General features: G+C 65.1%; 24 protein-coding genes and 1 tRNA gene. 15 read left to right on the forward strand and 10 right to left on the reverse strand.

Annotation, left to right across the window (positions count from 1 at the left end; all coding sequences use genetic code 11):
• Positions 1–101 precede the first annotated feature (101 nt).
• Both murI and ACFSQR_RS07175 read left to right on the forward strand, forming a co-directional pair.
• A complete protein-coding gene (gene murI / locus ACFSQR_RS07170) occupies positions 102–935 on the forward strand; it encodes a glutamate racemase (RefSeq protein WP_377728968.1) in 834 nt (277 codons plus the stop codon).
• 106 nt (positions 936–1,041) lie between these two features.
• Positions 1,042–1,117, forward strand: a tRNA-His gene (locus ACFSQR_RS07175).
• Positions 1,118–1,248: 131 nt separating this feature from the next.
• Here ACFSQR_RS07175 and ACFSQR_RS07180 read toward each other — a convergent pair.
• The 3 genes from ACFSQR_RS07180 to ACFSQR_RS07190 all read right to left on the reverse strand — a co-directional run bounded on the left by ACFSQR_RS07180 (position 1,249) and on the right by ACFSQR_RS07190 (position 3,840).
• Positions 1,249–1,503, reverse strand: a complete 255-nt coding sequence (locus ACFSQR_RS07180; protein WP_377728969.1) for a hypothetical protein — start codon at positions 1,501–1,503, stop codon at positions 1,249–1,251.
• A gap of 157 nt (positions 1,504–1,660) precedes the next feature.
• A complete protein-coding gene (locus ACFSQR_RS07185; protein WP_377728970.1) occupies positions 1,661–3,274 on the reverse strand; it encodes a methyl-accepting chemotaxis protein in 1,614 nt (537 codons plus the stop codon).
• Between the two features lie 182 nt (positions 3,275–3,456).
• Positions 3,457–3,840: a TIGR01244 family sulfur transferase gene (locus ACFSQR_RS07190; RefSeq protein ID WP_377728971.1), complete on the reverse strand. Its 384-nt coding sequence runs from the start codon at positions 3,838–3,840 to the stop codon at positions 3,457–3,459.
• Between the two features lie 92 nt (positions 3,841–3,932).
• On the opposite strand from ACFSQR_RS07190, the gene ACFSQR_RS07195 reads away from it, so the two are divergent.
• From ACFSQR_RS07195 to ACFSQR_RS07205, 3 genes are all read left to right on the forward strand, one after another.
• A complete protein-coding gene (locus ACFSQR_RS07195; RefSeq protein WP_377728973.1) occupies positions 3,933–4,265 on the forward strand; it encodes a metalloregulator ArsR/SmtB family transcription factor in 333 nt (110 codons plus the stop codon).
• Positions 4,266–4,344: 79 nt separating this feature from the next.
• The gene (locus ACFSQR_RS07200; RefSeq protein WP_377728974.1) at positions 4,345–5,139 is read left to right on the forward strand and encodes a sulfite exporter TauE/SafE family protein; all 795 of its coding nucleotides are present in this window, start codon (positions 4,345–4,347) and stop codon (positions 5,137–5,139) included.
• Positions 5,140–5,170: 31 nt separating this feature from the next.
• Positions 5,171–5,872 carry an MBL fold metallo-hydrolase gene (locus ACFSQR_RS07205; RefSeq protein ID WP_377728975.1) on the forward strand — a complete coding sequence of 234 codons (702 nt, stop codon included), beginning with the start codon at positions 5,171–5,173 and terminating at the stop codon, positions 5,870–5,872.
• A 165-nt stretch (positions 5,873–6,037) separates the two neighbouring features.
• Here the strand turns inward: ACFSQR_RS07205 and ACFSQR_RS07210 are convergent, their stop codons facing one another.
• Positions 6,038–6,373: a four-helix bundle copper-binding protein gene (locus tag ACFSQR_RS07210; RefSeq protein WP_377728976.1), complete on the reverse strand. Its 336-nt coding sequence runs from the start codon at positions 6,371–6,373 to the stop codon at positions 6,038–6,040.
• A gap of 203 nt (positions 6,374–6,576) precedes the next feature.
• On the opposite strand from ACFSQR_RS07210, the gene ACFSQR_RS07215 reads away from it, so the two are divergent.
• The 10 genes from ACFSQR_RS07215 to ACFSQR_RS07260 all read left to right on the forward strand — a co-directional run bounded on the left by ACFSQR_RS07215 (position 6,577) and on the right by ACFSQR_RS07260 (position 18,681).
• A complete protein-coding gene (locus tag ACFSQR_RS07215) occupies positions 6,577–9,144 on the forward strand; it encodes a response regulator (RefSeq protein ID WP_377728977.1) in 2,568 nt (855 codons plus the stop codon).
• Positions 9,145–9,362: 218 nt separating this feature from the next.
• Positions 9,363–10,226 carry an STAS domain-containing protein gene (locus ACFSQR_RS07220; protein ID WP_377728978.1) on the forward strand — a complete coding sequence of 288 codons (864 nt, stop codon included), beginning with the start codon at positions 9,363–9,365 and terminating at the stop codon, positions 10,224–10,226.
• Positions 10,227–10,238: 12 nt separating this feature from the next.
• On the forward strand, positions 10,239–10,592 hold the full coding sequence (locus ACFSQR_RS07225) for an STAS domain-containing protein (RefSeq protein WP_377728979.1): 354 nt from the start codon (positions 10,239–10,241) through the stop codon (positions 10,590–10,592).
• A 7-nt stretch (positions 10,593–10,599) separates the two neighbouring features.
• Positions 10,600–11,013 (forward strand): anti-sigma regulatory factor, encoded by a 414-nt coding sequence (locus ACFSQR_RS07230; protein ID WP_377728980.1) that lies wholly within the window; start codon positions 10,600–10,602, stop codon positions 11,011–11,013.
• Positions 10,998–12,029, forward strand: a complete 1,032-nt coding sequence (locus ACFSQR_RS07235) for a SpoIIE family protein phosphatase (RefSeq protein WP_377728981.1) — start codon at positions 10,998–11,000, stop codon at positions 12,027–12,029. The genes ACFSQR_RS07230 and ACFSQR_RS07235 overlap by 16 nt, the downstream gene beginning before the upstream one ends.
• Positions 12,026–13,789, forward strand: coding sequence for an ATP-binding protein (locus ACFSQR_RS07240; RefSeq protein WP_377728982.1), 1,764 nt, complete (start codon positions 12,026–12,028; stop codon positions 13,787–13,789). Before ACFSQR_RS07235 ends, ACFSQR_RS07240 begins: the two co-directional genes overlap by 4 nt.
• Position 13,790: 1 nt before the next feature.
• Positions 13,791–15,314, forward strand: a complete 1,524-nt coding sequence (locus ACFSQR_RS07245) for a response regulator (protein ID WP_377728983.1) — start codon at positions 13,791–13,793, stop codon at positions 15,312–15,314.
• 58 nt (positions 15,315–15,372) lie between these two features.
• Positions 15,373–15,978, forward strand: coding sequence for a biliverdin-producing heme oxygenase (locus ACFSQR_RS07250; RefSeq protein ID WP_377728984.1), 606 nt, complete (start codon positions 15,373–15,375; stop codon positions 15,976–15,978).
• Between the two features lies 1 nt (position 15,979).
• Positions 15,980–18,211 (forward strand): ATP-binding protein, encoded by a 2,232-nt coding sequence (locus tag ACFSQR_RS07255; RefSeq protein WP_377728985.1) that lies wholly within the window; start codon positions 15,980–15,982, stop codon positions 18,209–18,211.
• Positions 18,212–18,219: 8 nt separating this feature from the next.
• A complete protein-coding gene (locus ACFSQR_RS07260; RefSeq protein WP_377728986.1) occupies positions 18,220–18,681 on the forward strand; it encodes a response regulator in 462 nt (153 codons plus the stop codon).
• Between the two features lie 5 nt (positions 18,682–18,686).
• Here the strand turns inward: ACFSQR_RS07260 and ACFSQR_RS07265 are convergent, their stop codons facing one another.
• The 6 genes from ACFSQR_RS07265 to typA form a co-directional block, all read right to left on the reverse strand.
• Complete coding sequence (locus tag ACFSQR_RS07265; protein ID WP_377728987.1) at positions 18,687–20,297, reverse strand: response regulator; 1,611 nt, start codon at positions 20,295–20,297, stop codon at positions 18,687–18,689.
• A gap of 196 nt (positions 20,298–20,493) precedes the next feature.
• On the reverse strand, positions 20,494–20,835 hold the full coding sequence (locus tag ACFSQR_RS07270) for an energy transducer TonB (protein WP_377728989.1): 342 nt from the start codon (positions 20,833–20,835) through the stop codon (positions 20,494–20,496).
• Positions 20,836–20,910: 75 nt separating this feature from the next.
• On the reverse strand, positions 20,911–21,240 hold the full coding sequence (locus ACFSQR_RS07275; RefSeq protein ID WP_377728990.1) for an energy transducer TonB: 330 nt from the start codon (positions 21,238–21,240) through the stop codon (positions 20,911–20,913).
• 53 nt (positions 21,241–21,293) lie between these two features.
• Positions 21,294–23,057, reverse strand: a complete 1,764-nt coding sequence (locus ACFSQR_RS07280; RefSeq protein ID WP_377728991.1) for a methyl-accepting chemotaxis protein — start codon at positions 23,055–23,057, stop codon at positions 21,294–21,296.
• Between the two features lie 404 nt (positions 23,058–23,461).
• Positions 23,462–24,454, reverse strand: coding sequence for a tRNA dihydrouridine(20/20a) synthase DusA (dusA, locus tag ACFSQR_RS07285; RefSeq protein WP_377728992.1), 993 nt, complete (start codon positions 24,452–24,454; stop codon positions 23,462–23,464).
• A 57-nt stretch (positions 24,455–24,511) separates the two neighbouring features.
• On the reverse strand, positions 24,512–26,347 hold the full coding sequence (gene typA / locus ACFSQR_RS07290; protein WP_377728993.1) for a translational GTPase TypA: 1,836 nt from the start codon (positions 26,345–26,347) through the stop codon (positions 24,512–24,514).
• Between the last annotated feature and the right edge of the window lie 219 nt (positions 26,348–26,566).

Here is a 26,566-nt window from a genome sequence, read left to right on the forward strand (position 1 = left end):
ACTGAGCCGGCACAACGCCGGCTCAGTATGGCCCTCCCCGCACCAAAGCCCTCATTCCGCACGTCTTGCCGTGCGCCAGCGTTCGACGCTACCATGACCGCATGATTTCTTCCTCCTCGTCCGCCGACGCACCGGTCGGCATTTTCGATTCCGGTGTCGGCGGCTTGTCCGTGCTGCGGCACATCCGGTCGCTGCTGCCGAACGAGCACCTCCTGTACTTTGCGGACTCGGGCTTCGCGCCTTACGGCGACAAGCCGGAACAGGTTGTGGCCGAGCGGTCGCTCGCGATCGCCCGCTTCCTGGTGGCGCATGGCGCCAAGGCGCTGGTCGTGGCGTGCAATACCGCGACCGTGGCCGCGATCCGGCTGCTGCGCGAACACTATCCGGACATGCCCATCGTGGGCGTCGAACCCGGCCTCAAGCCGGCGGCCGCGGTCTCGCGCAACGGCAAGGTCGGCGTGCTGGCGACCGACGGCACCCTGTGCGGCGAAAAGTTCCGGCTGCTGATGGAACAGGTATCGGCGTCCAGCAGCGCCGAATTCCTGCTGCGCGGCTGCACGGGCCTGGCCGACCAGATCGAGCTGGGCGAACTCGGTTCGGAGGCAACGATTTCCCTGCTGGAGCGTTACGTGGCGCCGCTGCTGGACCAGGGCGCGGACACGCTGGTGCTCGGCTGCACGCACTATCCTTTCGTGCAGTCGGCCATCGAGGACATCGTGCGGCGCCATGCGGGACGTGAGGTCGCGCTCATCGACACCGGCGACGCCGTCGCACGCCAGCTGGAGCGCCTGCTGGCGGCGGCGTCGCTGCTGCGCGCGCCGGACGGCGCCGCGTCGCTCACCGGCTACACCAGCGCCAGCGCCGCTACCTTGCGTGCAGCGTTCGACAATCTTTTGGGCTACGCTGGCGCCGTGGAAGAAGCCGAACTGCCGTAAAAACCGGCAGTGGACGATTACTCTTCAGTTTATTTGCCAGTTCGCGCAGACCTTTGTATAATAGCTAGCTGTCCCGCAAGCATTGCGGGAAATAAGTAGTTCAGTGGTGGCTGTAGCTCAGTTGGTAGAGTCCAGGATTGTGATTCCTGTTGTCGTGGGTTCGAGTCCCATCAGCCACCCCAAAACATTCAAGCACTAGCCCAGCTCTCCGGACCTGGGCTTTTTGTTTTCCGCCTCCAGTTGGAAAATAGCAGCCCCCTGCATCGTCCAGAGCGGCGCCGTGCTCAGAAGACTTGCACGTTTCCTGCCGCGATTACGGCGAATACTCATCGATGTTCTTGCCGTCGTCCAGCCCCGTATCGAGCTTCAACGTTTCGGTCATCCGCAGTGCCGCAATCACGCCGGAACCAAACGTGAGCGCAGCCACCAGCCATACAGCCGCATGCAGCCCCAGGAGGTCGGCAGTGAAGCCGGCCACCACCGCTCCTCCCGCATAGCCGAGGTCGCGCCACAGCCGGTAGTCCGACCGGGCGCGGGAGGTGGGGCGCCGCACCGGTTCGTTCGCCATGCCGACGACGCTTTTCTACGGCAAAGATGGGCGCCTGGTCCTCCGCCACATGGGTGAACTCGACCGTGAAGGTCTGGACAAGCGCCTGCGGATGCTCGAAGGGCCTGGCACAGGGTTCAAGCGCTGACGAGTGGCCGGCGGATCCCGCTGCGACCGATTACCCCGCCATCGACGGCAGGGCGAGACGCGTCGTTTGCGAAGCCCGGCCGTCCAGGCGCAGCGAATGCGCAGCCGGCTCCGGCGCGAGCTTGAAGGTGCCGACAACCGCCAGCAATTCCTGAGCCTGCACTTGCATCGAGTCGGCCGCCGCGGCGGCTTCTTCGACGAGCGCCGCATTCTGCTGCGTGACCTGGTCCATTTGTGCGATGGCCTGGTTGACCTGCGCGATTCCTGCGCTCTGCTCCTGTCCGGCGAGTGTGATCTCGGCCATGATGTCGGTGACGCGCTTCACGCTGGCGACAACCTCGGTCATGGTATCGCCCGCTACATTGACAAGCTTGCTACCGGCATCAACCTTCCCAACCGAGTCGCCGATCAGCGTCTTGATTTCCTTGGCCGCCGCCGCGCTGCGCTGCGCCAGGTTGCGGACCTCGGATGCGACGACCGCGAATCCGCGGCCCTGCTCGCCCGCGCGCGCGGCTTCCACCGCCGCATTCAGCGCCAGGATATTGGTTTGGAATGCGATCCCGTCGATCACCCCGATGATGTCGGCAATGCGCTTGGCGGCCTCGTTGATCGCTCCCATTGTGCCGACTACCTCCCCCACCACCTGACCGCCCTTCAGCGCGACTTCCGACGCCGTCGTGGCCAGTTCGTTGGCATGTCGGACGCTCTCGGTGTTCTGCTGCACTGTGCTGGTGAGTTCCTCCATTGAAGCCGCCGTCTCCTCGAGCGAGCTGGCCTGCTCTTCGGTGCGCGCCGACAGGTCCAGGTTACCCGCCGCGATCTCGCCTGACGCAGTCGTAATTGTGTCTGTACCGTCGCGAACCTTTTGTACGAGGGTCGTCAGGCTGTTCTGCATCTGGCGCATGGCGTACATCAGACTCGTCCGGTTGCGCTCGTCATCAAGGGCAATTTGCACGGTCAGGTCACCGGCCGCGATCGAATCCGCGATGCTCGCGGCATAGTCCGGCTCGCCGCCAAGCTGGCGGGTGATGCTACGGGTGAGCCAGAACGCCACGGCGCCGCCAACGACGATGGCGAAGGCGGCAAGTGCCAGGCTGGCGGCAAACATGGTCTGGGTACGCGTGAACAGTTCGGTCTTGACCTGCTCTGCCGCCGCGTTCTTTTGCTTCAGGATCTTCAGCAGTTCGCCACGCATTTCGCGCCACACCGGGGTTTCCTCGCCATTCAGGATGACGACGCTGGATGCGGCATCGCTTTTTACCAGCCCAAGGATGCGGTCCTGTACCGCTGCGCGCTGCTGATGCAGGGTTTCCAGCCTGGTGAGCGCGGCACCTGCAGCGGCATCGGCCCGCGCCAGCGCGCGAGCGGATTTCAGGGCGCTATCGAAGTCCTTGCGCGCAGCCGCCAGGTTCTTGTAGCCAGTTTCGTTATCCGGTGCGAGGACAACATTGCGCAGCGCTTGCCCCATCTGCAGGCCTTGCGCGTACATCGCGTTTGACTCGGCCAGGAAAGCCTGGTCCTGGTCCACAAAGTTGCCAAAGCGCGCTGTCGCATCGCGCATCCCGGCGATAGCGACGGCCAATGCGATCGCGAACAACACAAAAACAATGGCCATGCATAGGGCCATCTTGTTCCGAAGTTTCATCCGTTCCTCTTGTAATTTCTGGTCAGCTGCTTGCACAGCGGAAAGGAAAAATTATCAGAGGAAACAGAAGATTCCGGAAGGAAATTATGATGAATGGCGGCTTCTTTTCTGTCGGTGACGCGACCGCGCAACAACGCTTTGCAAACAACTAACCTGCGCGTTCAGCCCGCCCGAGCAGCTGCTCAGTCTTGCGGTCGACCGCCTCCAGTGCCGCAATGCCCTGAATCGTCTTGCACGCGATCCCGCGTATCGGCCCAGAGCGTCTCGGCGCGATTGCCGGTGCGACAGAATCCAAACACGGGCTTGGGCGCAGCTGCATAGAGGGCGGCAAAGGCGTCGCGGTCAGCAGGCGTGATCTTGCCCGGTACGACCGGGAGATGCAGCGCCTGGATACCGTGCTTTTGCGCTTCGGCGGCGATCTCCTCGAACGCTGGCTGGTCACTGCCCTCGCCGTCGGGTCGATTGCAGACCAATGTTGCGAATCCCTTCTCCTTCAAATGGGCGACATCTGCTGGCAATAGTTGTGGGCCCACTGCATAGTCCTTGCTGAGGTAACGGATAGTCATGGTGCTCTCCTGGCGTCGGTCAAAAACACATTATATTGAAAAATATATTGTATGTCGATATAATGTGTTCCAGTAGATTAACCGAGGTAGCTATGCCGGACACACAAGAACTCAACTTGCAAGACATGCAGGCTGCTGCGGCGCAGGCGTGCGCTCTCCTGAAAGTACTGGGCAATCCCGACCGGTTGATGCTGTTGTGCCAGCTGACCCAAGGTGAATATTGCGTCAGCGAGCTGGAGACCATGCTAGGAATCGCCCAGCCGACGCTGTCCCAGCAGCTCGGCATATTGCGCGAGGAAGACCTGGTCAGTACGCGCCGCGAAGGAAAGCAGATTTTCTACCGCATCGACAGCAACGAAGCGCTGGCAGTAATGCAGGTCCTGTACCAGCAGTTCTGCCTGCCTGCTAAAGGAGTACGACCATGAACATCGACTGGGGCAACTTGGGAACCTGTGAGAGGCAGCTTGATATTGTCCGCACCGCACCCCGGCATCGGAGTTCGCCATGCTGACGGCCACCCTGCTCGGTCTCGTCGTTGGGCTGATTCTGGCACTGACCGGGGCCGGAGGCGGCATCCTTGCCGTGCCCCTGCTGGTGTTCGGTACCGGAATCGGCGTTGCCGACGCTGGACCGATCGGCCTGCTGGCGGTAGGGATGGCGGCAGCCTTGGGGGCGATCCTCGGCTTACGGGACGGACAAGTGCGCTACCGGGCCGCCCTGCTGATCGCTGCGGCTGGCATGCTGCTGTCGCCGCTCGGCCTTTGGGCAGCGCGCCTGGTCGATGGCCGCTGGCTGGGCCTGCTGTTCTCCATGACACTGCTTTACGTGGCTTTCCGGACCTGGCGGCAGGCTGCCGGGCCGGCAGCCGCTCGCGGACCGGCCAAGCTTGTCTGCGTGCGCGGGGAACAGACTGGCCGCTTTATCTGGACCCTGCCGTGCATGCGGGCGCTCGGCCTGTCAGGCGCCCTTGCCGGCCTGCTCTCCGGCTTGCTTGGCGTCGGCGGGGGCTTCGTCATGGTGCCGGCCCTGCAACGCTACACCGACCTGACGGTGAAATCGGCTGTCGCGACATCCCTTGGCGTCATTGCCATCATTTCCATGGCGGGGGTCGCCACCTCGGCGGCGCAGGGAGGTATTGATTGGTCGACTGCGGCGCCATTTGCGGGAGGTGCCCTCGCCGGGATGCTGGGCGGCCGTTCGCTTGCAGCAAGGGTCGCGGGCCCGGCTTTGCAAAAGGCGTTCGCCGTGGTCTCGGCCTTGGTCGCGCTCGGCATGGCCGCCAAGGCCCTGCTCTTTTGATTGCAGTACATGGTATTTTTTGGAGAACAAAATGAACCTGAGTCCTATCCAGCTGTTCGATACTGAATCGTCCACCTTCACCTACCTCCTGGTCGCGCCGGGCGAAAAGGAAGCGGTCATCATTGACCCGGTGGAGCGCCACTGGGAACGCGACCTCCAGCATCTCCAGCGCCTGGGCTTGACGCTGCGTTACGTGCTCGAGACGCACGCGCATGCTGATCATGTTACCTCTGCCGGCAGGCTGTGCAAGCTGACTGGCGCGGTCGCTGCGGTCCCAAGCGGTTGCGGGATCGCCCCCGCCGAGATACAGCTGAAGGACGGCGAGGCGATCTTCTTCGGGACAAGCGAAGAGATCCGGGTCCTGCATACGCCGGGCCATACTGCCGGCAGCATGAGCTACGTCTGGCGCGGCAATGTCTTTACAGGCGATACACTACTCATCGACGGCTGCGGACGAACCGACTTCCAGAGCGGCAGCGCGGAAGCCCTGTACGACAGCGTCAACAATAAGCTGTTCACGCTGCCGGACGACACTCTCATGTGGCCGGGCCATGACTACAAGGGCCAGGCGGTGTCGACGATCGGCTGGGAAAAGCGTCATAACGCACGCCTGGCCAACCGGAGCCGGGCTGATTTCGTTCAACTGATGGGTGAGCTCAACTTGCCCAAGCCGAAGCTGATCGACTTGGCCGTGCCCGCGAATCAAAACCTCGGCTTGCCCCATGGTGGCTAGGGAAGCCGCCAGTCGACCTATCGGGTGAGGGAAGAAATCCGCTAGTTGGTTCGGACCCGTCGGTCCGTCCCACACATAGGACGGTTACAAGCGCAAGCCTGCAGCCGCTTCTGGTTTTCGGGACGGCTGCCCGGCAAGGCCGGGCAGGCTCGGCGGAATCGTCGATCAGGCAGCGGCGGACATCGCACGGCACGCGTCCGCGCAGCGGCGGCACGCTGCGGCGCACTCCTGGCAGTGGTCCATCTGGTGCTTACCGCATTCGTCGCCGCACGCCGCGCAGACGTCGGCGCACTGGCGGCACAGGGCTGCGGCAAACTCACTGCCGCGCGCCATGCAGGCAGACGCCAGGCGGCACAGCTGGGCGCAGTCCATGTCCAGCGCGATGCAGCGCGCCATCATCTTGACGTCGTTTTCGCCCAGGCAGGCTGCCGCACAGTGGTCGCATGCCGCCGCGCAGGCATCGCACGCATCGATACATTCCTGAAATTTTTCATGGGACATCGCAGCTCCTCCGTTGTATGGGTGGGAACCCTTGAGTCTACGGCTGCGCGCCTGACCCCGACACACGTTTCGTTTCGTTAAAGTGACCGCTTCCGCTGACGTCTTCCACCTGTAATGCAACAATTGCGCCCCTGTGCTACATTGGCCGCCTTCCAACAATGGCACGGCGCCAGGCCCGTGTCCCCATCCAGACAGATCCGACGATGAGCAGTCCCCTTTCGCACGCCAGCCGCGACGCCACTACCACCCTGCCCGCTGGCGACAGCCGCTACGAAGACCTGCTGCGCCTGTTCGAACAGGCGCCCGGCTTCGTCACCTTCTTCCGCGGTCCGCACCACGTGTACGAGTTGCAGAATGCAGCGCACGCGCGGCTGGCCGAGTACCGGGACATCATCGGCAAGCCAGTGCGCGAGGCACTGCCCGAACTGGAAGGACAGGGTTTTTTCGAACTGCTCGACCAGGTGTACCAGTCCGGCGTGCCCTACGTCGGCCGCGCCCTTCCAATCACCGTCAAGCCGGAGGGCGGCGCGCCAGCGGAAGAACGCTTCCTCGACCTTGTATACCAGCCGATCGTTGACGACAACGCCGCCGTGATCGGCATCATCTCGCAGGGGAACGACGTCACCGAACAGGTGCAGGCCCAGGCAGAAGTCCGGCGCAAGCAGGCAGAGCTTGAGGCGCTGGTCGAAGAGCGCACCCGTACGTTGGAAGACACGCGCTCTGCCCTGATGCTGGCGCGCCAGCTCCAAACCGACAAGAACAACCTGTTGCAGCTGTTCGGACAGGCGCCCGGCTTCATTGCCGTGCTGCGCGGCCCGGATCACGTGTTCGAATTGACCAACGAGTCATACGACCGCCTGATTGCCCATCGCGAGGTGATCGGCAAGACCGTACGCGGGGCGCTACCGGAACTGCGCGGCCAGGGTTTCTTCGAACTGCTGGACAAGGTGTACGAGACCGGGGAACCGTTCATCGGCTTCGACATGGAAGTCCAGGTGGGCGATCCGCTGGAAACGACTTACCTCGACTTCATCTATCAGCCACTGTTTGGCCCGGATAACAAGCCGAACGGCATTTTCGTGCACGGCAACGACGTCACGGAGCGCAAGCTCGCGCGGGACGAAGTCAAGCGCTACCAGAATACGCTGGAGACGCTGGTGGCCGAACGCACGCAGGCACTGGAAGAAACCCGCGCAGCGCTACTGCAATCGCAAAAGCTCGAGTCCATCGGCAAGCTGACCGGCGGAGTGGCGCACGACTTCAACAATGTGCTGCAGATTGTAGGCGGCAACCTGCAGTTGCTGGAGTCCTGCCTGGGCGGCAACCGGCAGGCCCAGGCTCGCCTGCAGGCGGCCGTCGACGCCGTGCAGCGCGGCGCCACGCTGGCCTCGCAACTGCTCGCTTTCGCACGGCGCCAGCCGCTGCGCCCCCGCGTGCTGGACCTGGGGCGCAGCCTGGCCACCTTTGAAGGCCTGCTGCACCAGGCAATCGGCGAAGGCGTCGAGGTGCACTCCACGGTGAGCGATGGGCTGTGGCGCGCGCTGGTGGACCCGCACCTGCTCGAGAACGCGGTGCTCAACCTGGTGCTGAACGCGTCCGACGCCATGCAGGAAGACGGCCGCCTGTTCATCGAGATCGCCAACGCGACGCTGGACCAGCAATATGTGGCCACACACCCCGATGCTGCGGCCGGCGAGTACGTGATGCTGGCGGTGACCGACAACGGCAGCGGCATGGACCCGGCCATCAAGGAACGCGCGATCGAGCCGTTCTTCACGACCAAGCCCGAACACCAGGGCACCGGCCTTGGCCTGTCGATGGTGTACGGCTTCGTCAAGCAGAGCGGCGGCCACCTGCATATCGACAGCGAACCAGACTGCGGCACCACGGTGCGGATGTACTTCCCGCGCTCGTTTGCGGCGGAGACCGAGATGCCGCTGCCCGACAGCGGCCCCGCGGTGGGCGGCAGCGAAACCATCCTGGTGGTGGAAGACGACAAGGCGGTGCAGGCAACCGTGGTGGCAATGCTGACCGACCTGGGCTACAGCGTGCTCAAGGCCGACAATGGCGAAAGCGCGCTGGCGATCCTGCGCTCGGGCGTCTCGCTGGACCTGCTGTTCACCGACGTTGTGATGCCGGGCGTTCCGCGCAGCCCGGAGCTGGCGCAGATGGCGCGCGAGCTGGCGCCCGGTATCCGGGTGCTGTTCACGTCCGGCTATACCCAGGATGTGATCAGCCAGGGCGGACGCCTCGATCCCGGCGTGCAGCTGCTCAGCAAGCCGTACGGCCGCGAGCAGCTGGCGCGCAAGCTGCGCGAGGTGCTGGCGGACCATGCACCGGCGGCGCAGGCGGCCGGCGCGCCGGCGGTGCCGGATGTACCCGCGCCGGCGCCGCAAGCCTCCGCCGGCACAGCCGCAGCGCGGCCCGCCGGCCCGCGCCGGGTGCTGGTGGTCGAGGACAATGCCGACGCGCGCGAGATGGTATGCGATGTGCTCGCGGCCTTCGGCTACGACCGCGACGCGGTGGCCACAGCCGAGGAAGCGCTCGCCCGCCTCGAAGCCAGCCCGTTCGACGTGGTCTTCAGCGACTACATCCTGCCGGGCATGAACGGCGTCGAACTGGCCAGGGAAACGCGGCGCCGCTTCCCGCATGTGAAAGTGGTGCTGACCTCGGGCTACGGCGAATCGCTCGCCGACGCGCACCCGGGCCAGTTCACCGTCCTGCCCAAACCGTACGAACTCGACGCCCTCCAGGCCCTGCTCGACGCCTGATACGGCTGCGCCCCCGCCACCGGCTGCGGGGCGCCCACGCCGTGGCGGAATCGGCCCATTCATGGCCGATTCCGCCATGCCGCCCTCCCATCGCGGCGCTCTATTATTTACACGGCGCAATTTCCTCCAATTGTGTGTATGCACTTGGCCGATATGGCATAAAATCGGCCGGCTTAGCACTCAATAATTACATTTGGTTAACTTCCACCGGAGCCTGAATGAGCACGACTACTACCGGCCACCTGGCCAACGTACTGAAGACCCATGAAAACGCCCTGCTGGACGGCTGGCTGAACGGCATGCTGTCGCGCATGGTCCGCCGCGACAAGAACGCGGAAACGGAACTGCGCGCAGTCGCATCGCGCTTCCTGCCGCTGGTTGCCGCCGCCGCCGCCAAAGGCAACAGCTATGACATCGACACCCCGGCCTGGAGCGAAGTGCGCCAGCAGCTGGCCGACCTGTCGGCCACCCGCGTGCGCCAGGGCTACACCCCGATCGAGACCGCCACCTTCGTGTTCTCGCTGAAGGAGCCGGTGTTCGCGCTGCTGCGCGATTCGGTCGACGATTCGCGCGAACTGGTCGACGAGACTTCGTCGGTCGGCGCGCTGTTCGACCAGCTCGGCCTGTACACCATCGAAGAATTCACCAAGTCGCGCGAGCAGGTCATCATGCGCCAGCAGCAGGAGCTGCTGGAGCTGTCCACCCCGGTGGTGCAGCTGTGGCGCGACGTGCTGGCCCTGCCGCTGATTGGCACGCTCGACAGCGCGCGCACGCAGGTGGTCATGGAGAACCTGCTGCAAAAGATTATCGAGACCGGCGCCTCGATCGCGATCATCGACATCACCGGCGTGCCGACCGTGGACACCCTGGTGGCCCAGCACCTGCTCAAGACGGTGGCGGCCGCGCGCCTGATGGGCGCCGACTGCATCATCTCCGGCATCCGTCCGCAGATCGCACAGACCATCGTGCACCTGGGCGTCAACCTGGAGGATGTGATCACCAAGGCCAGCCTGGCCGACGCGTTCCTCGTCGCGCTCAAGCGCGTCGGCGCGAACGTGACGTATTCGCAGGAACTGGCGTAAAGGTTGGCTTCCATGGAACGCATCCCCATTCTCAAGATGGGCAACCTGCTGCTGGTCACGATCCAAGTGGACATGCATGACCGCCTGGCGATGACGCTGCAGGATGACCTCACCTCCCGCATCGTGCGCGACCGCGCGCGCGGTGTCCTGATCGACATCTCGGCGCTGGACATCGTCGACTCGTTCATCGGCCGCATGATCAGTAACACCGCCGCCATGGCGCGCATCCTGGATGCGCACACGGTGCTGGTCGGGATGCAGCCTGCGGTGGCGATCACCCTGGTCGAACTCGGACTCACGCTGCATGGCGTGAAGACGGCGCTCAACGTCGAGCAAGGCATGAAGATGCTGCAACGGGACTCATAAGGACGGCATGGCCAACGAGGCAGATGTGAAAATAATGCCGTTGCGCTCGGACGAGGACGTGGTGCGCCTGCGCCAGCTGGTGCGCGAACAGATGGTCGCGGCCGGGTTCTCGCTGATCGACCAGACCAAGATCGTCACCGCGTCGAGCGAGCTGGCGCGCAACACGCTGCGCTATGGCGGCGGCGGCGAGGCGCGCGTGATCGCGGTCACCAACGGCATGCGGCGCGGACTGGCGCTGGAGTTCATCGACGAGGGTCCGGGCATCCCGGATATCGCGCTCGCGCTCAAGGATGGCTACACCACAGGCGGCGGCATGGGCCTCGGTCTGTCCGGAGCCAAGCGTCTGTCCGACGAATTTGAAATCGAATCGGCGCCCGGCGCCGGCACTACTGTAAAGATCCGCAAATGGAAACCGTTTTAAGTGCGGATTGCCGCCAGCAGGCGTTCGCGCTGGCGGAAGGCACGCAGGTGGCATCGACCCGGCGCGCGGCGCTGGAACTGGCCGCCGCCGCGGGCTTTGGCGAGATCACCGCGGGCCAGCTGGCGCTGCTGGTGACCGAATCGGCCACCAATATCCTCAAGCACGCCGGCCACGGCGAAATCCTGCTCCGTCCCACCGCGCGCGCGGGCGTGCAAGGCGTGGAAGTGATCGCGCTCGACCACGGGGCGGGCATCCGCGACCTGGCCGGCAGCATGGCAGACGGCACCTCCACCGCCGGAAGCTATGGCGTGGGCCTGGGCGCGATCGAACGCATGGCCTCCGAGTTCGACATCTACACCGCGCCCGGCAAGGGCACGGTGCTGTACATGGTCCTGTGGGCGGGCGATACGCCGCCGCAGGACAGTTTCCAGGTCGGCGTGGTGTGCCAGCCGATCGCCGGCGAATCGGCCTGCGGCGACAGCTGGAGCGTGTCGTGCGCGCCGACCCAGGCCACCCTCGTGGTGGCCGATGGGCTGGGCCATGGCCCGCTGGCGGCGCAGGCGTCCGGCGCGGCTGCCGCTGCCATCGCGCGCGAACCGGGCCTGCCCCCGTCCACGCTGCTGGAACACGCGCATGGCATGCTGCGCTCGACGCGCGGCGCCGCCGTGTCGGTGGCGCAGGTGGACACCCATGAGGAGGAGGTGCGTTTCGCCGGCGTCGGCAACGTCGCGGCGCACCTGTTCAATGCCGGTGAACGCAAGCAGCTGGTGTCGCACAACGGCATCGTGGGCAGCAATATGCGCAAGGTGCAGCAATTCTCGATGCCGTGGAACCCCGGCGCGATGATCGTGATGCACTCGGACGGCCTGGCCTCGCGCTGGGACCTGGACCAGTACCCCGGCCTGGTGTCGCGCCATCCGGCTTTGATCGCCGCGGTCCTGTACCGCGATTTTTCCCGCAAACGCGACGACGTCGCAGTGCTGGTCGTGCGCGACCGGCAAGGCCAGCACCAATGAGCTTTCGCATCCTCACCCTCGCGATCCACTCCGAACTGGACGTGGTCGCGTCGCGCCAGCGCGCGCGCCAGGTCGCCTCGCTGTGCGGCTTCGGCATGCAGGACCAGGCGCGCCTGGCGACGGCCGTGTCGGAACTGGCGCGCAACGTCTACAACTACGCCGGCAGCGGCCGCGCCGAATTCTCGATCGAAGGCGAAACCTCGCCCCAGCTGCTGGTGATCCGCATCGAGGACAAGGGCCGCGGCATCGCCAACCTGGACCTTGTGCTGTCGGGGCGCTACCAGTCGCCCACCGGCATGGGCCTGGGCATCATCGGCGCGCGCCGCCTGGTCGACCAGTTCGACATCCAGAGCGCGCCGGGCATGGGCACCACCATCACGCTGAAAAAGCTGCTGCCGGCCGATGCGCCGCGCATGACGAATAGCCTGCTGGGGGACATCGGTTCGCGCCTGGCCAGCCTGCCGGTGGACGTCACGCTGGCCGAGGTGCAGCAGCAGAACCGCGAGCTGCTCGGCACCCTGGCCGAACTGAAGACGCGCCAGGAAGAGCTGATGCAGCTCACGCGCGAGCTGGAAGACACCAACCGCGGCGTGGTCGCGCTGTACGCGGAGCTGGACGAGAAAGCCGACCACCTGCGCCGCGCGGACGAGATGAAGTCGCGCTTCCTGTCCAACATGAGCCACGAGTTCCGCACCCCGCTCTCGTCGATCCGGGCGCTCTCGCGCCTGCTGCTGGAGCGGGTCGACGGCGATCTCACGCCGGAGCAGGAAAAGCAGGTCCGCTTCATCCTCAAGGGCGCCGAGTCGCTCAGCGAACTGGTGGACGACCTGCTCGACCTGGCCAAGATCGAGGCCGGCAAGATCGAGATCCGCCCCGTGGAATTCGAGGTGGACGACCTGTTCTCGGCGCTGCGCGGCATGCTGCGCCCGCTGCTGGTGGCCACCACCGTGGAGCTGGTGTTCGATCCGGTCGAGCCGGGCCTGGTGATGTACACGGACGAGGCCAAGCTGTCGCAGATCCTGCGCAATTTCATCTCGAACGCGCTCAAGTTCACCGAGGCCGGCGAAGTGCGCATCAGCGCCCGCCGCACCCGCGACGGACTGGTGGCGTTTTCGGTGCGCGATACCGGGGTGGGCATCGCGGCCGAGCACCAGCAGCTCGTGTTCGAGGAATTCAGCCAGGTGGAGAACCGCCTGCAGCGGCGCGTCAAGGGCACGGGCCTGGGCCTGCCGCTGTGCCGCAAGCTGGCCGGCCTGCTGGGCGGACGGGTCGAACTGGTCAGCAGCCTGGGCGCAGGCTCGACCTTCACCGCGCTGCTGCCGCAGCAGTACCGCGACGGCGACGAGCCGGCCGCGCTGCCGGACGAGGAGCCGCGCACCGAGCGCGGCATTCCGGTGCTGGTGGTGGAAGACGACAAAGGCACGGCCCAGCTGTACAAGCGCTATTTCGCCGACAGCCCGTACCGGGCGGTGCTCGCGCGCAGCGTGTACGAAGCCGAGCAGATGTGGCAAACTGCCGCCCCGGCTGCAGTGCTGCTAGACTTGTACCTGAATGGCGAGGATTCGTGGCGCTGGCTCGCCCGCGTCAAAAATAGCGAACAGCGCCGCGAGGTCCCGGTCATCATCGTGTCCGAGGTGGCGGACCAGGAAAAGGGCTTTGCCCTCGGTGCGGATGCGTACTTCGTCAAGCCGGTCGCGCGCGAGGAACTGCTCGCCGCCATCGACCGGCTGGTCGCGGCAACGCCGGAATCAAAGGGCTGACATGAACACCAAGTCAAAGGACAACCTGATCCTCAACGTGGACGACACGGACGCGGCGCGCTACGCCAAGACGCGCATCCTGTCGCGCGCGGGCTTCGACGTGATCGAGGCGGCCAGCGGCCTTGAAGCGCTGCAGCGCGCCTCCGTCGAGAAGCCCGCGCTGGTGCTGCTCGACACCCGCCTGCCCGACATCAACGGATTCGAGGTGTGCCGCCAGCTCAAGGAGGACACCTCCACCCGCCACATCCTGATCCTGCAGACCTCGGCGTCCTACATCGGCATTACCGACAAGGTGCGCGCGCTCGATACCGGCGCCGACAACTACCTGTTCGAACCGATCGAGCCGGAAGAACTGCTGGCCAACGTGCGCGCCCTGCTGCGCCTGGGCCGCGTGGAGCGCGAGCTGCGCGAAGTGGACCGCCGCAAGGACGAATTCCTGGCCATCCTGGCGCACGAGCTGCGCAACCCGCTCGGCCCGATCCGCAGCGCGGTGGAGCTGCTGCGCCACCTCGATCCGTACGCGCCGCCGGCGCAGGAGAACGCGCGCCAGATGATCATCCGCCAGACCGACCACATGGTGCGGCTGGTGGAGGACTTGCTGGACGTGTCGCGCATCTCGCAAGGCAAGATCACGGTGCGCAAGGAAAAGCTGTTGCTCAACAAGGTAGTGGCAGCGGCGATCGAGACGGCCGACCCGGCCATCCAGCGCGGCCGCCATACGCTGTCCGTGTCGATGCCGGCGCACGACATCTGCGTGGAAGGCGACGAGGTGCGGCTGGCGCAGGCGGTCGGCAACCTGCTGAACAACGCAGCCAAGTTCACCCCGGCAGGTGGCGCCATCTCGATCGGCGTGCACGACGACGGCGGCGACGCCGTCGTCTGCGTTACCGACAACGGCATCGGGATCGAACCCAAGGATGCAGACGTAATCTTCAAGCTGTTCGAGCAGGGCCGCCACACCGATGAACGGGTCCAGGACGGGCTGGGCATCGGGCTGTCGCTGGTGCACAAACTGGTGGAACTGCACGGCGGCGCCGTGGCCGTGCGCAGCGAAGGCGCCGGCAAGGGCAGCACCTTCGAGATCCGCATTCCCAGGAGCTCGCCGTGCGAGCCGGCGCAAGCGCAGCCGGAACAACAGCAGCCGGCATTCCACAAGCGCCGCATCCTGGTGGTGGACGACAACAGCGACTCGGCCGACATGCTGGCGTCGCTGCTGGAGTACGCCGGCCACGAGATCGTCACCGCCAACGACGGCGCCAGCGCCCTGCAGGCGGCGCGCGAGTTCCGGCCGGACCTGGCGTTCCTCGACATCGGCTTGCCCGACATGAGCGGCTACCAGCTGGCCGGCGCCGTGCGCGCCCTGCCCGGCATCGGCCATCCCGCGCTGGTCGCACTGACCGGCTACGGCCAGCAGAAAGACCGCGACACTGCGCTGGCAGGCGGCTTCGACCATCACCTGACCAAACCGGTCACGTACGAAACGCTGGTCCAGGTCATCGAGCGGCTCGCGCCGGAACGCGCCTGAACACGCGCACAGCAGCCCTGTTTGAAGCTAGAATTGCGTTTTACCGTTCTCCTGCCGAATGACGACGTCCCCTGTACTTACCGCCTTGCGCAATGCGACCGCGCGCTCCCACGCAGCCCTGGAGCAGCATCTCGCGGTCGCGTCGGACGGCGCCACCCGCACTGACTACCTGCACTACCTGGAAGACATGCATGGCTGGCTGCGCGCATTCGAGCAAGCGCTCTGGGACGCCGAATGGCCGAACGAGCTGCAGGCGCCGGCGCGCGCCGGCAAGCTGGCCTGGATCGAACAAGACCTGAACAGCGCGGGGATGTCGCGCAGCGAAATCGGCGCCCTGCCCGCCAGCGTGTTCGCGCCCGACCTGTCATCGGAGGCCAGCCGCTTCGGCCTGGCCTATGTGATCGAGGGCGCGCAGCTGGGCACCAAGCAGTTGCGCCAGCGGCTGGACCAGGCGCTGGACGGATGGGAACCGCGCTGGCTGGAAGGCTATGGCGAGCAGAATGGCGAACGGTGGCGCGGATTCCTGCACGCGCTGGCCGGGCATGTCCACACACCGCAGGAAATCAGCGCTGCGTGCGACGCGGCAGCCGCCGGCTTCGATTCCCTGGCCGGCTGGTTCGAACAACGTCGCGGCGAGCGCGCCGAACTTGCGATGGTGAAATAACGTGACACAAGCACTGAGCGAACACATTACCCGAGCACTGACCGGCTGCGACCAGGAGCCGATCAGCTTCCCTGGCGCGATTCAGCCCCATGGTTTCCTGCTTGCGCTGCACGGCGGCGCGGTGGTGCAGGCCAGCGCCAATTTCGAACGGCAGGCCGGGCGCCCGCTGGCGGGCGTCCTTGACCGCCCACTGGCCGATGCGGTAGGCGCCGAAGCGGCAACGCTGCTGGCGCCGGAGCTGGAGCCTGACCGGCTGCGCGAGCGTCCCAGCTACGCCGGCACCGTCGCGCTGGATGGGCGCCACTACGATGTGCTCGCGCATGCCTGCGACCAGCTGGTGCTGCTCGAATTCGAGGAGGTACACGGCCGGCCGCCGGCGCAGTTCCGCCACCTCTATTCGACCATCGCCGACTTCATGCTCAAGCTGAACGACGTGGATTCGATCGAGGCGATGAGTACGGTGGCCGCCTCCGAGATGCGGCGCGTGACCGGTTTCGGCCGCGTGCTGGTGTACCGCTTCGACGCCGAGGGCCACGGCCACGTGCTGGCCGAATGCCGCGACGAGCATCACCCGTCCTACCTGGGGCACCGCTTCCCCGCCGCCGACATCCCACAGCAGGCGCGGGCGCTGTACGCGCGCAACCATATCCGGCTGATCCGCGATGCGGCCTACGAGCCGTCGCCGCTGGTGCCGCCGATGAACCCGGTTACGGGCAAGGCCAACGACCTGTCGTTCGCGGCACTGCGCTCGGTCTCGCCGGTACACCTGCAGTACATGCGCAACATGGGCACCTACGCATCGATGTCGGTGTCGCTAATGGTCCAGGGCCAGCTGTGGGGACTGATCTCGTGCCACAACGAGCAACCCTGCGACGTCCCGTTCGACAAGCGCACCGCCTGCGAACAGATCGGCCAGCTGCTGGCCTTGCGCATCGAATCGCGCGAGGTGGCCGAGGACCTGCAGTTCCGCCTCGAGGTGCGCCGCTCGATGGTGTCGATGCTGGCCAGCCTGACCAAGGGCGAAGACTTCCTCGACAATATGCGCGGGATCTTCCCGGAGCTGCTGCGCTTCGCGCGCGCCGATGGCGTCGCGATCGTGATGGGCGACCGGGAAGCATGCAGCGGCAACACGCCGTCGGCGGCCCAGGTGCGCGAGCTGGTGCAATGGCTGGACGCCAACGGCCACCAGGACATCTTCCATACCGACCGGCTGTCGGAGGTCTATCCGCCGGCCGCGCAATTCACCGCACAGGCAAGCGGCGTGCTGGCGATGCCGGTCTCGCGCATCCACAAGCACTACCTGCTGTGGTTCCGCCCCGAACGGATCAGCACCATCGAATGGGCCGGCAATCCGCATGCCAAGGCAGGCGCCGGCGGCCAGCTGTCGCCCCGCACCAGCTTCGAGACCTGGCGCGAAACCGTGCGCGCGACCAGCGCGCCATGGCATCCGGCCGAACTGGAACTGGCGCTCGAATTCCGCACCGCCCTGCTGGGCATCGCGCTGGAACGCGCCGAGCAGATGGCGGAACTGGCGACCGAACTGGGACGCGCCAACAAGGAGCTGGAAGCGTTCTCGTACTCGGTGTCGCACGACCTGCGCGCGCCGCTGCGCCACATTGTCGGCTTCTCGGACCTGCTGCTGGAAACCGGCGACCAGGCCGACCCGGCGCGGCGCGCGCGCTTCCTCAACAACATCAAGGATTCCGCCCGCCTGGCCGGCAAGCTGGTCGACGACCTGCTGAGTTTTTCGCAGATGGGCCGCGCGGCGCTGCGGCCGGTGCGCATCGAGATGGGCGAACTGGTGCGCGGCTGCATCGAGCGCATGGGCCCCGACCTGCAGGGACGTGCGATCGAATGGCAGGTCGAGCCGCTGCCGGCGGTCGAGGCCGACCCTTCCTTCCTGCACCTGGCCGTGTACAATCTGCTCGCCAACGCCGTCAAGTTCACGGCGCGGCGCGAACCGGCCCGGATCCGGGTCTGGTCCGAACAGGATGGCGCGAATTTCATCTTCCATGTCGCCGACAACGGCGTCGGCTTCAATATGGACTACGCGCACAAGCTGTTCGGGGTGTTCCAGCGCCTGCACCGGATGGAAGACTTCGGCGGCACCGGCATCGGCCTGGCCAATGTGCGCCGCATCGTCGAGCGGCACGGCGGCACGGTGCGCGCCGTGGGCGCCCCCGACCGGGGCGCGACCTTCAGCTTCACGATTCCAAAACAATTACCCCTGTAGGGACAGCAATGCTCAAACCAATCCTGCTGGTCGAGGACAATCCCAACGACCTGGAACTTACGCTGATCGCGCTTGAGAAGAGCCAGCTTGCGAACGAGGTAATCGTGGTGCGCGACGGCGCCGAGGCGCTCGACTACCTCCTGGCACGCGGAGACTGGGAGGGCCGCACCGCCGGCAACCCGGCCGTGATGCTGCTCGACCTGAAGCTGCCCAAGGTGGACGGCATCGAAGTGCTGCGCGAGGTGCGCGGCTCGGAGAAGCTGCGCAGCATGCCGGTGGTGATGCTGACCTCATCGCGCGAGGAACAGGACCTGCTGCGCAGCTATTCGCTGGGCGTGAACGCCTACGTGGTCAAGCCGGTGGACTTCAAGGAATTCGTGCGCGCGATCGCGGACCTGGGCGTGTTCTGGGCGGTGCTGAACGAGCCGCCTCCGGGCTCGGCGCGCTACGTGCGTCCGCCACAGACCTGAGCGGCTTACGCCGCCGCTTTCGTTGCGCGCCGGCGCAGCAGGTGGCGGATCCGCGCCGACAAGGCTTCGGCGTTATACGGCTTGTGCAGCAGGCTGACCGACGGATCGAGCTTTCCTTCGTGCGCCAGCACCCCTTCCGCGTAACCTGAGGTGAACAGGATCTGCGCATCCGGCAGCTTGCGCTTGACGATCTGCCCCAGGTCGTAGCTGGTCAGCCGCCCCGGCATTACCACGTCGGAGAACACCAGGTCCACCTGCAGGCCCGATTCGATCATGGCCGCCGCGCTGTCCGCATCGGGCGCTTCCATCACGCGATAGCCCAGCGCGGACAGCAGCGCCACCGTGGTGGTACGCACATCCTCTTCGTCTTCCACCACCAGGATCGTGCACACGCCGTCGGCGCCGTGGCAGCTGACCTGCGGCTCCTGCTGCACTGGTTCGCCATCGCTGCGGGGCAGGAAAATGCGCACCGTGGTGCCGCGTCCCGGCTGGCTGTCCAGCTGGATCTCGCCGCCGGACTGCTTGACGAAGCCGTAGGCCATCGACAAGCCCAGGCCGGTGCCCTGGCCGGTGGGCTTGGTGGTGTAGAAGGGTTCGAACGCGCGCTGCATGACTTCCGGCGGCATGCCCACGCCCTCGTCCTGCACTTCGATCAGCACGTGATCGCCGTTGCCCACTTCGGACAGCGCCGCCGAGCCGGACGGCACGTTGGTCGCGCGGATCAGCAGGCGCCCGCCCTTGGGCATGGCGTCGCGCGCATTGATCGAGAGGTTCAGGATCACGTTGTGCAGCTGGCCCGGGTCGACGGCGGTGAGCCAGAGCCCGGGCGCGATGTCGGCCGTGATGTCGATGCGCATGCCCAGCACGCGCTGCATCATCTCGCGCATCTCGCCGATCACTTCACCGGCGTCCACCACCACCGATTGCAGCGGCTGCCTGCGCGCGAACGCGAGCAGGTGGGCAGCCAGGCGCGCGCCGCGTTCCACGCCCGAGAGCGCGGTATCGATGCGCGCGCGGACGCTGTCGCTGACCCCGCCCACCAGCTTGATCAGCTGGAGGTTGCCGCCGATGATCTGCAGGACGTTGTTGAAATCGTGCGCCACGCCGCCGGTAAGCTGGCCGATCGCTTCCATCTTCTGCGACTGGTGCAGCGCGGCCTGGCTCTGCGCCAGCTCGATTTGGCTGCGCCTTAGCGCATTGAAGGCCTCGTCGCGCTGCTGCAACGCCCGGTAGGCGGCGCTGTGGTAGCGGATGCGCGCCACCAGCTCGCGCGAATCGGGCCACTTGACCAGGTAGTCGTTGGCGCCGCTCGCGAACGCGCGCGACTTGATATCGGGGTCTTCCTGCGAGGACAGCAGGATCACGGGAATATGCTCGGTGCCCGGCGTGGAACGCAGCAGCTGGGTGACGCCGAATCCGTCCATGCCGGGCATGCGCAGATCGGCCACCACCACCGATGCCTGCACCTCCAATGCGACGGCAGCGGCGCGCGCCGGGTCGTTGAGGTAGTGGAGCGCGATGCCGCAGTCCTGGATGCTGTGCCTGACAAAATCTTCGGCCAGGCTTTCGTCGTCAATCAGTAATACTGAAAAATTGCGGGAATCAGGAGCGTTCATGTAGCGATCATCGGGCCAAGCACGGGCAATCAATAATTTTACACAAAAATAATTCAACAGCGACAAGGCTGCGGGTCAATCGTGCGCGGGATGGGAAGCAGGGAGGGGCAACGCCTGGGGGCGGCGCGGAGGGGATGCGGTGGCGGCGCCGTAAAGACACCGCCACGCGGGAGAAACGTTTAAGCGGAACGCGGGATCAGTCCAGCTTCCAGGCGTAATCGACCTTGGTCCAGGTTTGCGCCGGCGCGCCGTTCTTGATGCCCGGCTTGAACTTGCACGCGGAGAGCGCCTTCAGCGCCGCCTTGTCCAGGTTCTTGAAGCCGCTGCTCTTTTCCAGCTTCGACTCGACCACCGAGCCATCGGCCGCGACCAGGAAGGACATCGAGACCGTGCCCTGTTCCTCGTTCATCAGCGATGCCTTCGGATAGTCGGCCTTGCACACGGCAGGATCGAAGCTGGCATCCTTGTCGGCCGCCATGGCCGATCCAGCGAAAGCAGCGAAAACAATAGCAGCGACACCCATCGAACGCGTTTTCATAAACGTCTCCTGTTGTACTACATAGTCAATTGATAGTGCGTTGGCCGGTGCGCTCGCGCAGCCGGCCGCGGTTTGTTACAGCGACCAGGCGTAATCGACCTTCGCCCATGCCTGGGTCGGTGCGCCGTCCTTGGTGCCCGGCTTGAACTTGCAGCTGCTGATTGCCTTGATCGCGGCCTTGTCCAGGGTGCGCGAGCCGGACGACTTCTCCAGCTTGGAGTCTTCCACGCGGCCGTCGGCCGAGACCAGGAACGACGCAGTGACGGTGCCCTGCTCTTCGTTCAGCAGCGCCGATTTCGGGTATTCGGCCTTGCAGTTGCGTGCGTCGAACTGTGGTGCGGATTCTGCTGCGAAAGCGTTTGCGGACAGGATCGCGCATGCTGCGATGATGCTAATCTTCTTCATTATTACTGTTCTCACTTCGTTATGCAGGAGGGCGCTGATGCCGCCCCGGGTTTTTAAAACTCTTCCCACTCGTCGCTGACTGGTGCAACGGCGGCTTTCTTCTGTTTGGCGCCGGCTGCCTTGGCCGCGGCGTCCGGACGCTTGAGGGCTGGCTTGGCGGCGGCCTTCGGGGCCGGACGCGCTGCCGGCTGGGCGGCGATCGCCGGCGCGGCCGGCGCTGCGGCCACTGGTGCCGGCGCTGCGAAGCGTTCGCCTTCGGTCAGCTTAAAGATGCTGACCACGCGCGCCAGTTCGCCCGCCTGGTCCTGCAGCGACTGGGCTGCGGCGGCGGCTTCTTCCACCAGCGCGGCGTTCTGCTGGGTCATGCTGTCCATCTCGATGATCGACATGTTGACCTGCTCGATGCCGCGGCTCTGTTCCTGCGAGGCGTCGGCGATCTCGGACATGATGTCGGTCACGCGCTTCACGGAAGACACCACTTCGTCCATCGTCACGCCGGCCTGGCCGACCAGCTTGCTGCCGCGCTCGACTTTCTCAACCGAGTCGCCGATCAGGGTCTTGATCTCTTTTGCCGCAGCGGCCGAGCGCTGCGCCAGGTTGCGCACTTCCGACGCCACCACCGCGAAGCCGCGGCCCTGTTCGCCGGCGCGCGCCGCTTCCACTGCCGCGTTCAGCGCCAGGATGTTGGTCTGGAACGCAATGCCGTCGATGACGCCGATGATGTCGACGATCTTGTTGGCCGATGCGTTGATCGAACCCATGGTGTCCACCACCTGCGACACCACGTCGCCGCCCTTGCGCGCCACGTCGGAGGCTTGCGCCGCCAGCTGGTTCGCTTCACGTGCGTTGTCCGCGTTCTGCTTGACGGTCGAAGTCAGTTCTTCCATTGCCGACGCGGTCTTTTCCAGCGCGCTGGCCTGCATTTCGGTACGCGAGGACAGGTCGATGTTACCGGCCGCGATTTCACGCGATGCGGTGCCAATGGTCTCGGTGCCGTTGCGGACCTGGGCCACGATGTCGACCAGGCTGTCGCGCATTTCCTTCATCTCGACCAGCAGGCTGTCCTTGTCCGAATCTTCGGTGTCGATCACGATCGACAGGTCGCCGTTGGCGATCGAACCGGCGATGCGGGCGGTGTAGTCAGGCTCGGCGCCCAGCTGCTTGCGCAGGCTGCGGGTGATCGCCCACGCTGCCAGGATACCGGCCAGCACGGCGGCCAGGCCCAGCACGACCATGAAATTACGGGCGTTCTTGAAGGCGTCTTCCGCTTCTGCCTGAACCTTTGCGTTCAGCTTTTCTTCCATCGTCGCCAGCTGCTGCAGGGCTGCCAGCCACTTGCGCTGCGGCGGACGCACTTCGCGGATCATCACGCGGGTCGCTTCCTCGGCGTTGGCTGCGAGGTACAGTTCGGACGCCTTGGCGATCGCCGGCATGGTCTGCGCTTCGAATTCGCGGATCTGGGCCAGCAGGGCCTTCTCTTCCGCGGAGCCGACGGCGGCGAACTTGTCCGACAGCGCCTTCATCGCCACGCCATACTTGTTGGTCTGCTCGCGGATCTTGAGCATCTCCGGTTCCATGTCGGCCGGATCGGACAGCAGGGTCAGGATGCGCAGGCGGGTTTCACGGTCGCTGACGTTATCGCGCATCTCGCTCACCAGGCGCGATACCACGCTGTTGACGGTCACCACACGGTCCAGGCGGTCCTGGATCTGCGCCATACGCACCAGGCCCAGCACGGTCACGATTGCCAGCAGCGCCAGCACGAGTGCAAAACCGAGGGCCAGGCGCGTCCGGACCTTCATCTCATTCAAATTCATTTTGTCTCTTTTATAGTGAAACACTCATTGATCGAAAATCGCCCGCAGGTGCGGGGCGAAGCGCAGTCAAGCGGGCTGGTCAAACATATGCACAAATTCTTGCCACCCGATAATAACCGTCAGGATAAATCAAAAAATGACTGCGGATGCAAAAATATTGCTCTGCGGCCAGAATGTTTCGACACAACAACAAACAGGCTTGTCTTTGCTTGTGGTGCCGTTGGATGGTGAGAGTATGAATCACCGATTACCCCACAGCAACCTAACTTGTTGAATACGCAAGGAAAATGTCGGGTTAACCCCACACTGTCACAGTGCTAACATGGGGTGGGGGTCTGGCGGCGTGGATATTCACGCCAAGCCGGCGGGGACAGACCCGGCGGGATCGGTCCCCATTGGCATTGCTAGCGCAGGTGTGCGGCCGCTTCGAGCAGCAGCGCAGGGTCGCCGGAAGCGAGCTTCTTCGTGTCGGAGAGAGTCTGGCGGAACGCGCGCGCGCCCGGAAGGCCAGCCATCAGGCCGAGCATGTGGCGGGTGATGGAGTTGAGCTTGAGGCCATGCGAGGCATGGCGCTCCAGTTCCGCCGCGATGTAAGGGATCATCGCCTCGAGGATCTCGCCGCGCGTCTTGACGGGGCTGGCGTCGCCGTAGAAGCGCGCATCCCAGTCGGCCATCACGTAGGGGTTGTGGTAGGCCTCGCGGCCCAGCATGACGCCGTCGACGTGCTCGAGGTGCAGCGCCACTTCGTCGCTGGTCTTGATGCCGCCGTTGATGATGATTTCCAGCTGCGGGAAGTCGCGCTTGAGCTGGTAGGCCACCTCATAGCGCAGCGGCGGGATCTCGCGGTTCTCTTTCGGCGACAGGCCCTTGAGGATCGCGTTGCGGGCGTGGACGATGAAGGTCTCGCAGCCCGCTTCTGCGATGGTGCCGACGAAGTCGCGCACGAAACCGTACTCCTCGACCTTGTCGATGCCGATGCGGTGCTTGACGGTGACGTCGATCGACACCGCATCGCGCATCGCCTTGACGCAGTCGGCCACCAGCTTCGGCTCGGCCATCAGGCAGGCGCCGAACGCGCCCTTCTGCACGCGCTCGGACGGGCAGCCGCAGTTCAGGTTGATCTCGTCATAGCCCCACTGCTCGCCCTTCTTCGCCGAGATGGCCAGGTCGGCCGGATCGCTGCCGCCCAGCTGCAGCGCCACCGGATGCTCTTCTTCGTGAAAGCGCAGGTGGCGCTCGACGTCGCCGTACACCAGCGCCCCGGTGGTCACCATCTCGGTGTACAGCCAGGTGTGGCGCGTGATCTGCCGGTGGAACACGCGGCAGTGGCGGTCGGTCCAGTCCATCATCGGTGCGACAGAGAGGCGGCGGGATGGCAGGTCTTTTTTCGTGCTCATATATGCAAAGGGGCGCTTGCGCGCCCCCTGGAGAATTCCGCTAGCGCGGGATTGTCATTACACCGCTTCGCGCGATGCCTTCTTGCGCTCGTGCTCTTTCAGGAAGCGCTTGCGCAGGCGGATCGATTTCGGCGTGATCTCGACCAGCTCGTCGTCGTCGATGAATTCGACCGCGTATTCGAGCGACATCTGGATCGGCGGCACCAGGCGCACTGCCTCGTCGGTACCCGACGAACGCACGTTGGTCAGCTGCTTGCCCTTGATCGGGTTGACGACCAGGTCGTTGTCGCGAGAGTGGATGCCGATGATCATGCCTTCGTAGACCGGGTCGTTGTGGACCACGAACATGCGGCCGCGGTCCTGCAGCTTCCAGATCGCGTAGGCCACGGCGGCGCCGTCGTCCTGCGAGATCAGCACGCCGTTGCGGCGGCCGCCCAGTTCACCCTTGCTGTTGTCGACCGGTGCGTATTCGTCGAACACGTGCGACATCAGGCCGGTACCGCGGGTCAGGGTCATGAATTCACCCTGGAAGCCGATCAGGCCACGCGCAGGAATGCGGTACTCGAGGCGCACGCGGCCCTTGCCGTCCGATTCCATGTTCTGCAGGTCGCCGCGGCGGCGGCCCAGTTCTTCCATCACGCCGCCCTGGTTTGCTTCTTCCACGTCCACCGACAGCATCTCGTACGGCTCATGGCGCACGCCGTCGATCATCTTGAAGACCACGCGCGGACGCGATACGGCCAGCTCGAAGCCTTCGCGGCGCATGTTTTCGATCAGGATGGTCAGGTGCAGTTCGCCGCGGCCCGACACTTCGAACACGGTGTCGTCGTCGGTCGGCGCGACGCGCAGCGCCACGTTCGACTTCAGTTCGCGCTCGAGGCGGTCGCGCAGCTGGCGGCTGGTGACGAACTTGCCTTCGCGGCCGGCCAGCGGCGAGCTGTTGACCATGAAGTTCATGGTCAGGGTCGGCTCGTCGACCGTCAGCATCGGCAGCGCTTCAGGCGCTTCCGGTGCGCACACGGTCGAACCGATGCCGATGTCTTCGATACCGTTGATCAGCACGATGTCGCCGGCCACAGCCTGGTCGACCAGCACGCGCTCGAGGCCCTTGAAGTTCAGCACCTGGTTGATGCGGCCCTTGATCGGGGTCGAATCAGGGCCGTTCAGCACGACCACGTCCTGGCCGGTCTTGACGCGGCCACGGTTGATGCGGCCGATGCCGATCTTGCCGACGTAGGACGAGTAGTCCAGCGAGGTGATTTGCATCTGCAGCGGGCCGTCCGGATTGTCGTCACGGACTGGCACGTACTTCAGGATCGCTTCGAACAGCGGCTTCATGTCGCCGCCACGGACGCTTTCGTCCAGGCCGGCGTAGCCGTTCAGGCCCGACGCGTACACGATCGGGAAGTCCAGCTGCTCGTCGGTTGCGCCCAGCTTGTCGAACAGTTCGAAGGTCTGGTTGATCGCCCAGTCGGCGCGCGCGCCCGGACGGTCGATCTTGTTGACCACGACGATCGGCTTCAGGCCCAGCGCCAGCGCCTTGCGGGTGACGAAGCGGGTCTGTGGCATCGGGCCTTCCTGCGCATCGACCAGCAGCAGCACGGAGTCGACCATCGACAGCACGCGCTCGACCTCACCGCCGAAGTCGGCGTGGCCTGGGGTGTCGACGATGTTGATGTGGGTGCCTTCGTACTCGACCGCGCAGTTCTTCGACAGAATCGTGATGCCGCGTTCCTTTTCGAGGTCGTTCGAGTCCATCACGCGGGTGTCAACCTGCTGGTTCTCGCGGAAGGTGCCCGACTGGCGCAGCAGTTGGTCAACCAGGGTCGTTTTGCCGTGGTCAACGTGGGCGATGATTGCGATATTACGAATCGCGCGTTTGGTGTCTGACATTGTCTATCCAGCGTGAGAATTGTTGCGGTCGATGGTACGAAGTGTACGGTGCTGCCAATTTCGGAAACCCACGACTATAGCACGACCAGCGCCATTCTGCGGCGCAGCATCGAGAAAAGCCGTGGATATTCAAAGAGTTGCCTGTTTTTAAGGCGAATAATGTTGTTTCATCACAAATCGGGGACACCCCCCAAAATGGGGACAGACCCCATTTCCCAC

The organism is Pseudoduganella sp. GCM10020061, from assembly GCF_042683405.1.
Classification (GTDB): Bacteria; Pseudomonadota; Gammaproteobacteria; order Burkholderiales; family Burkholderiaceae_D; genus Telluria.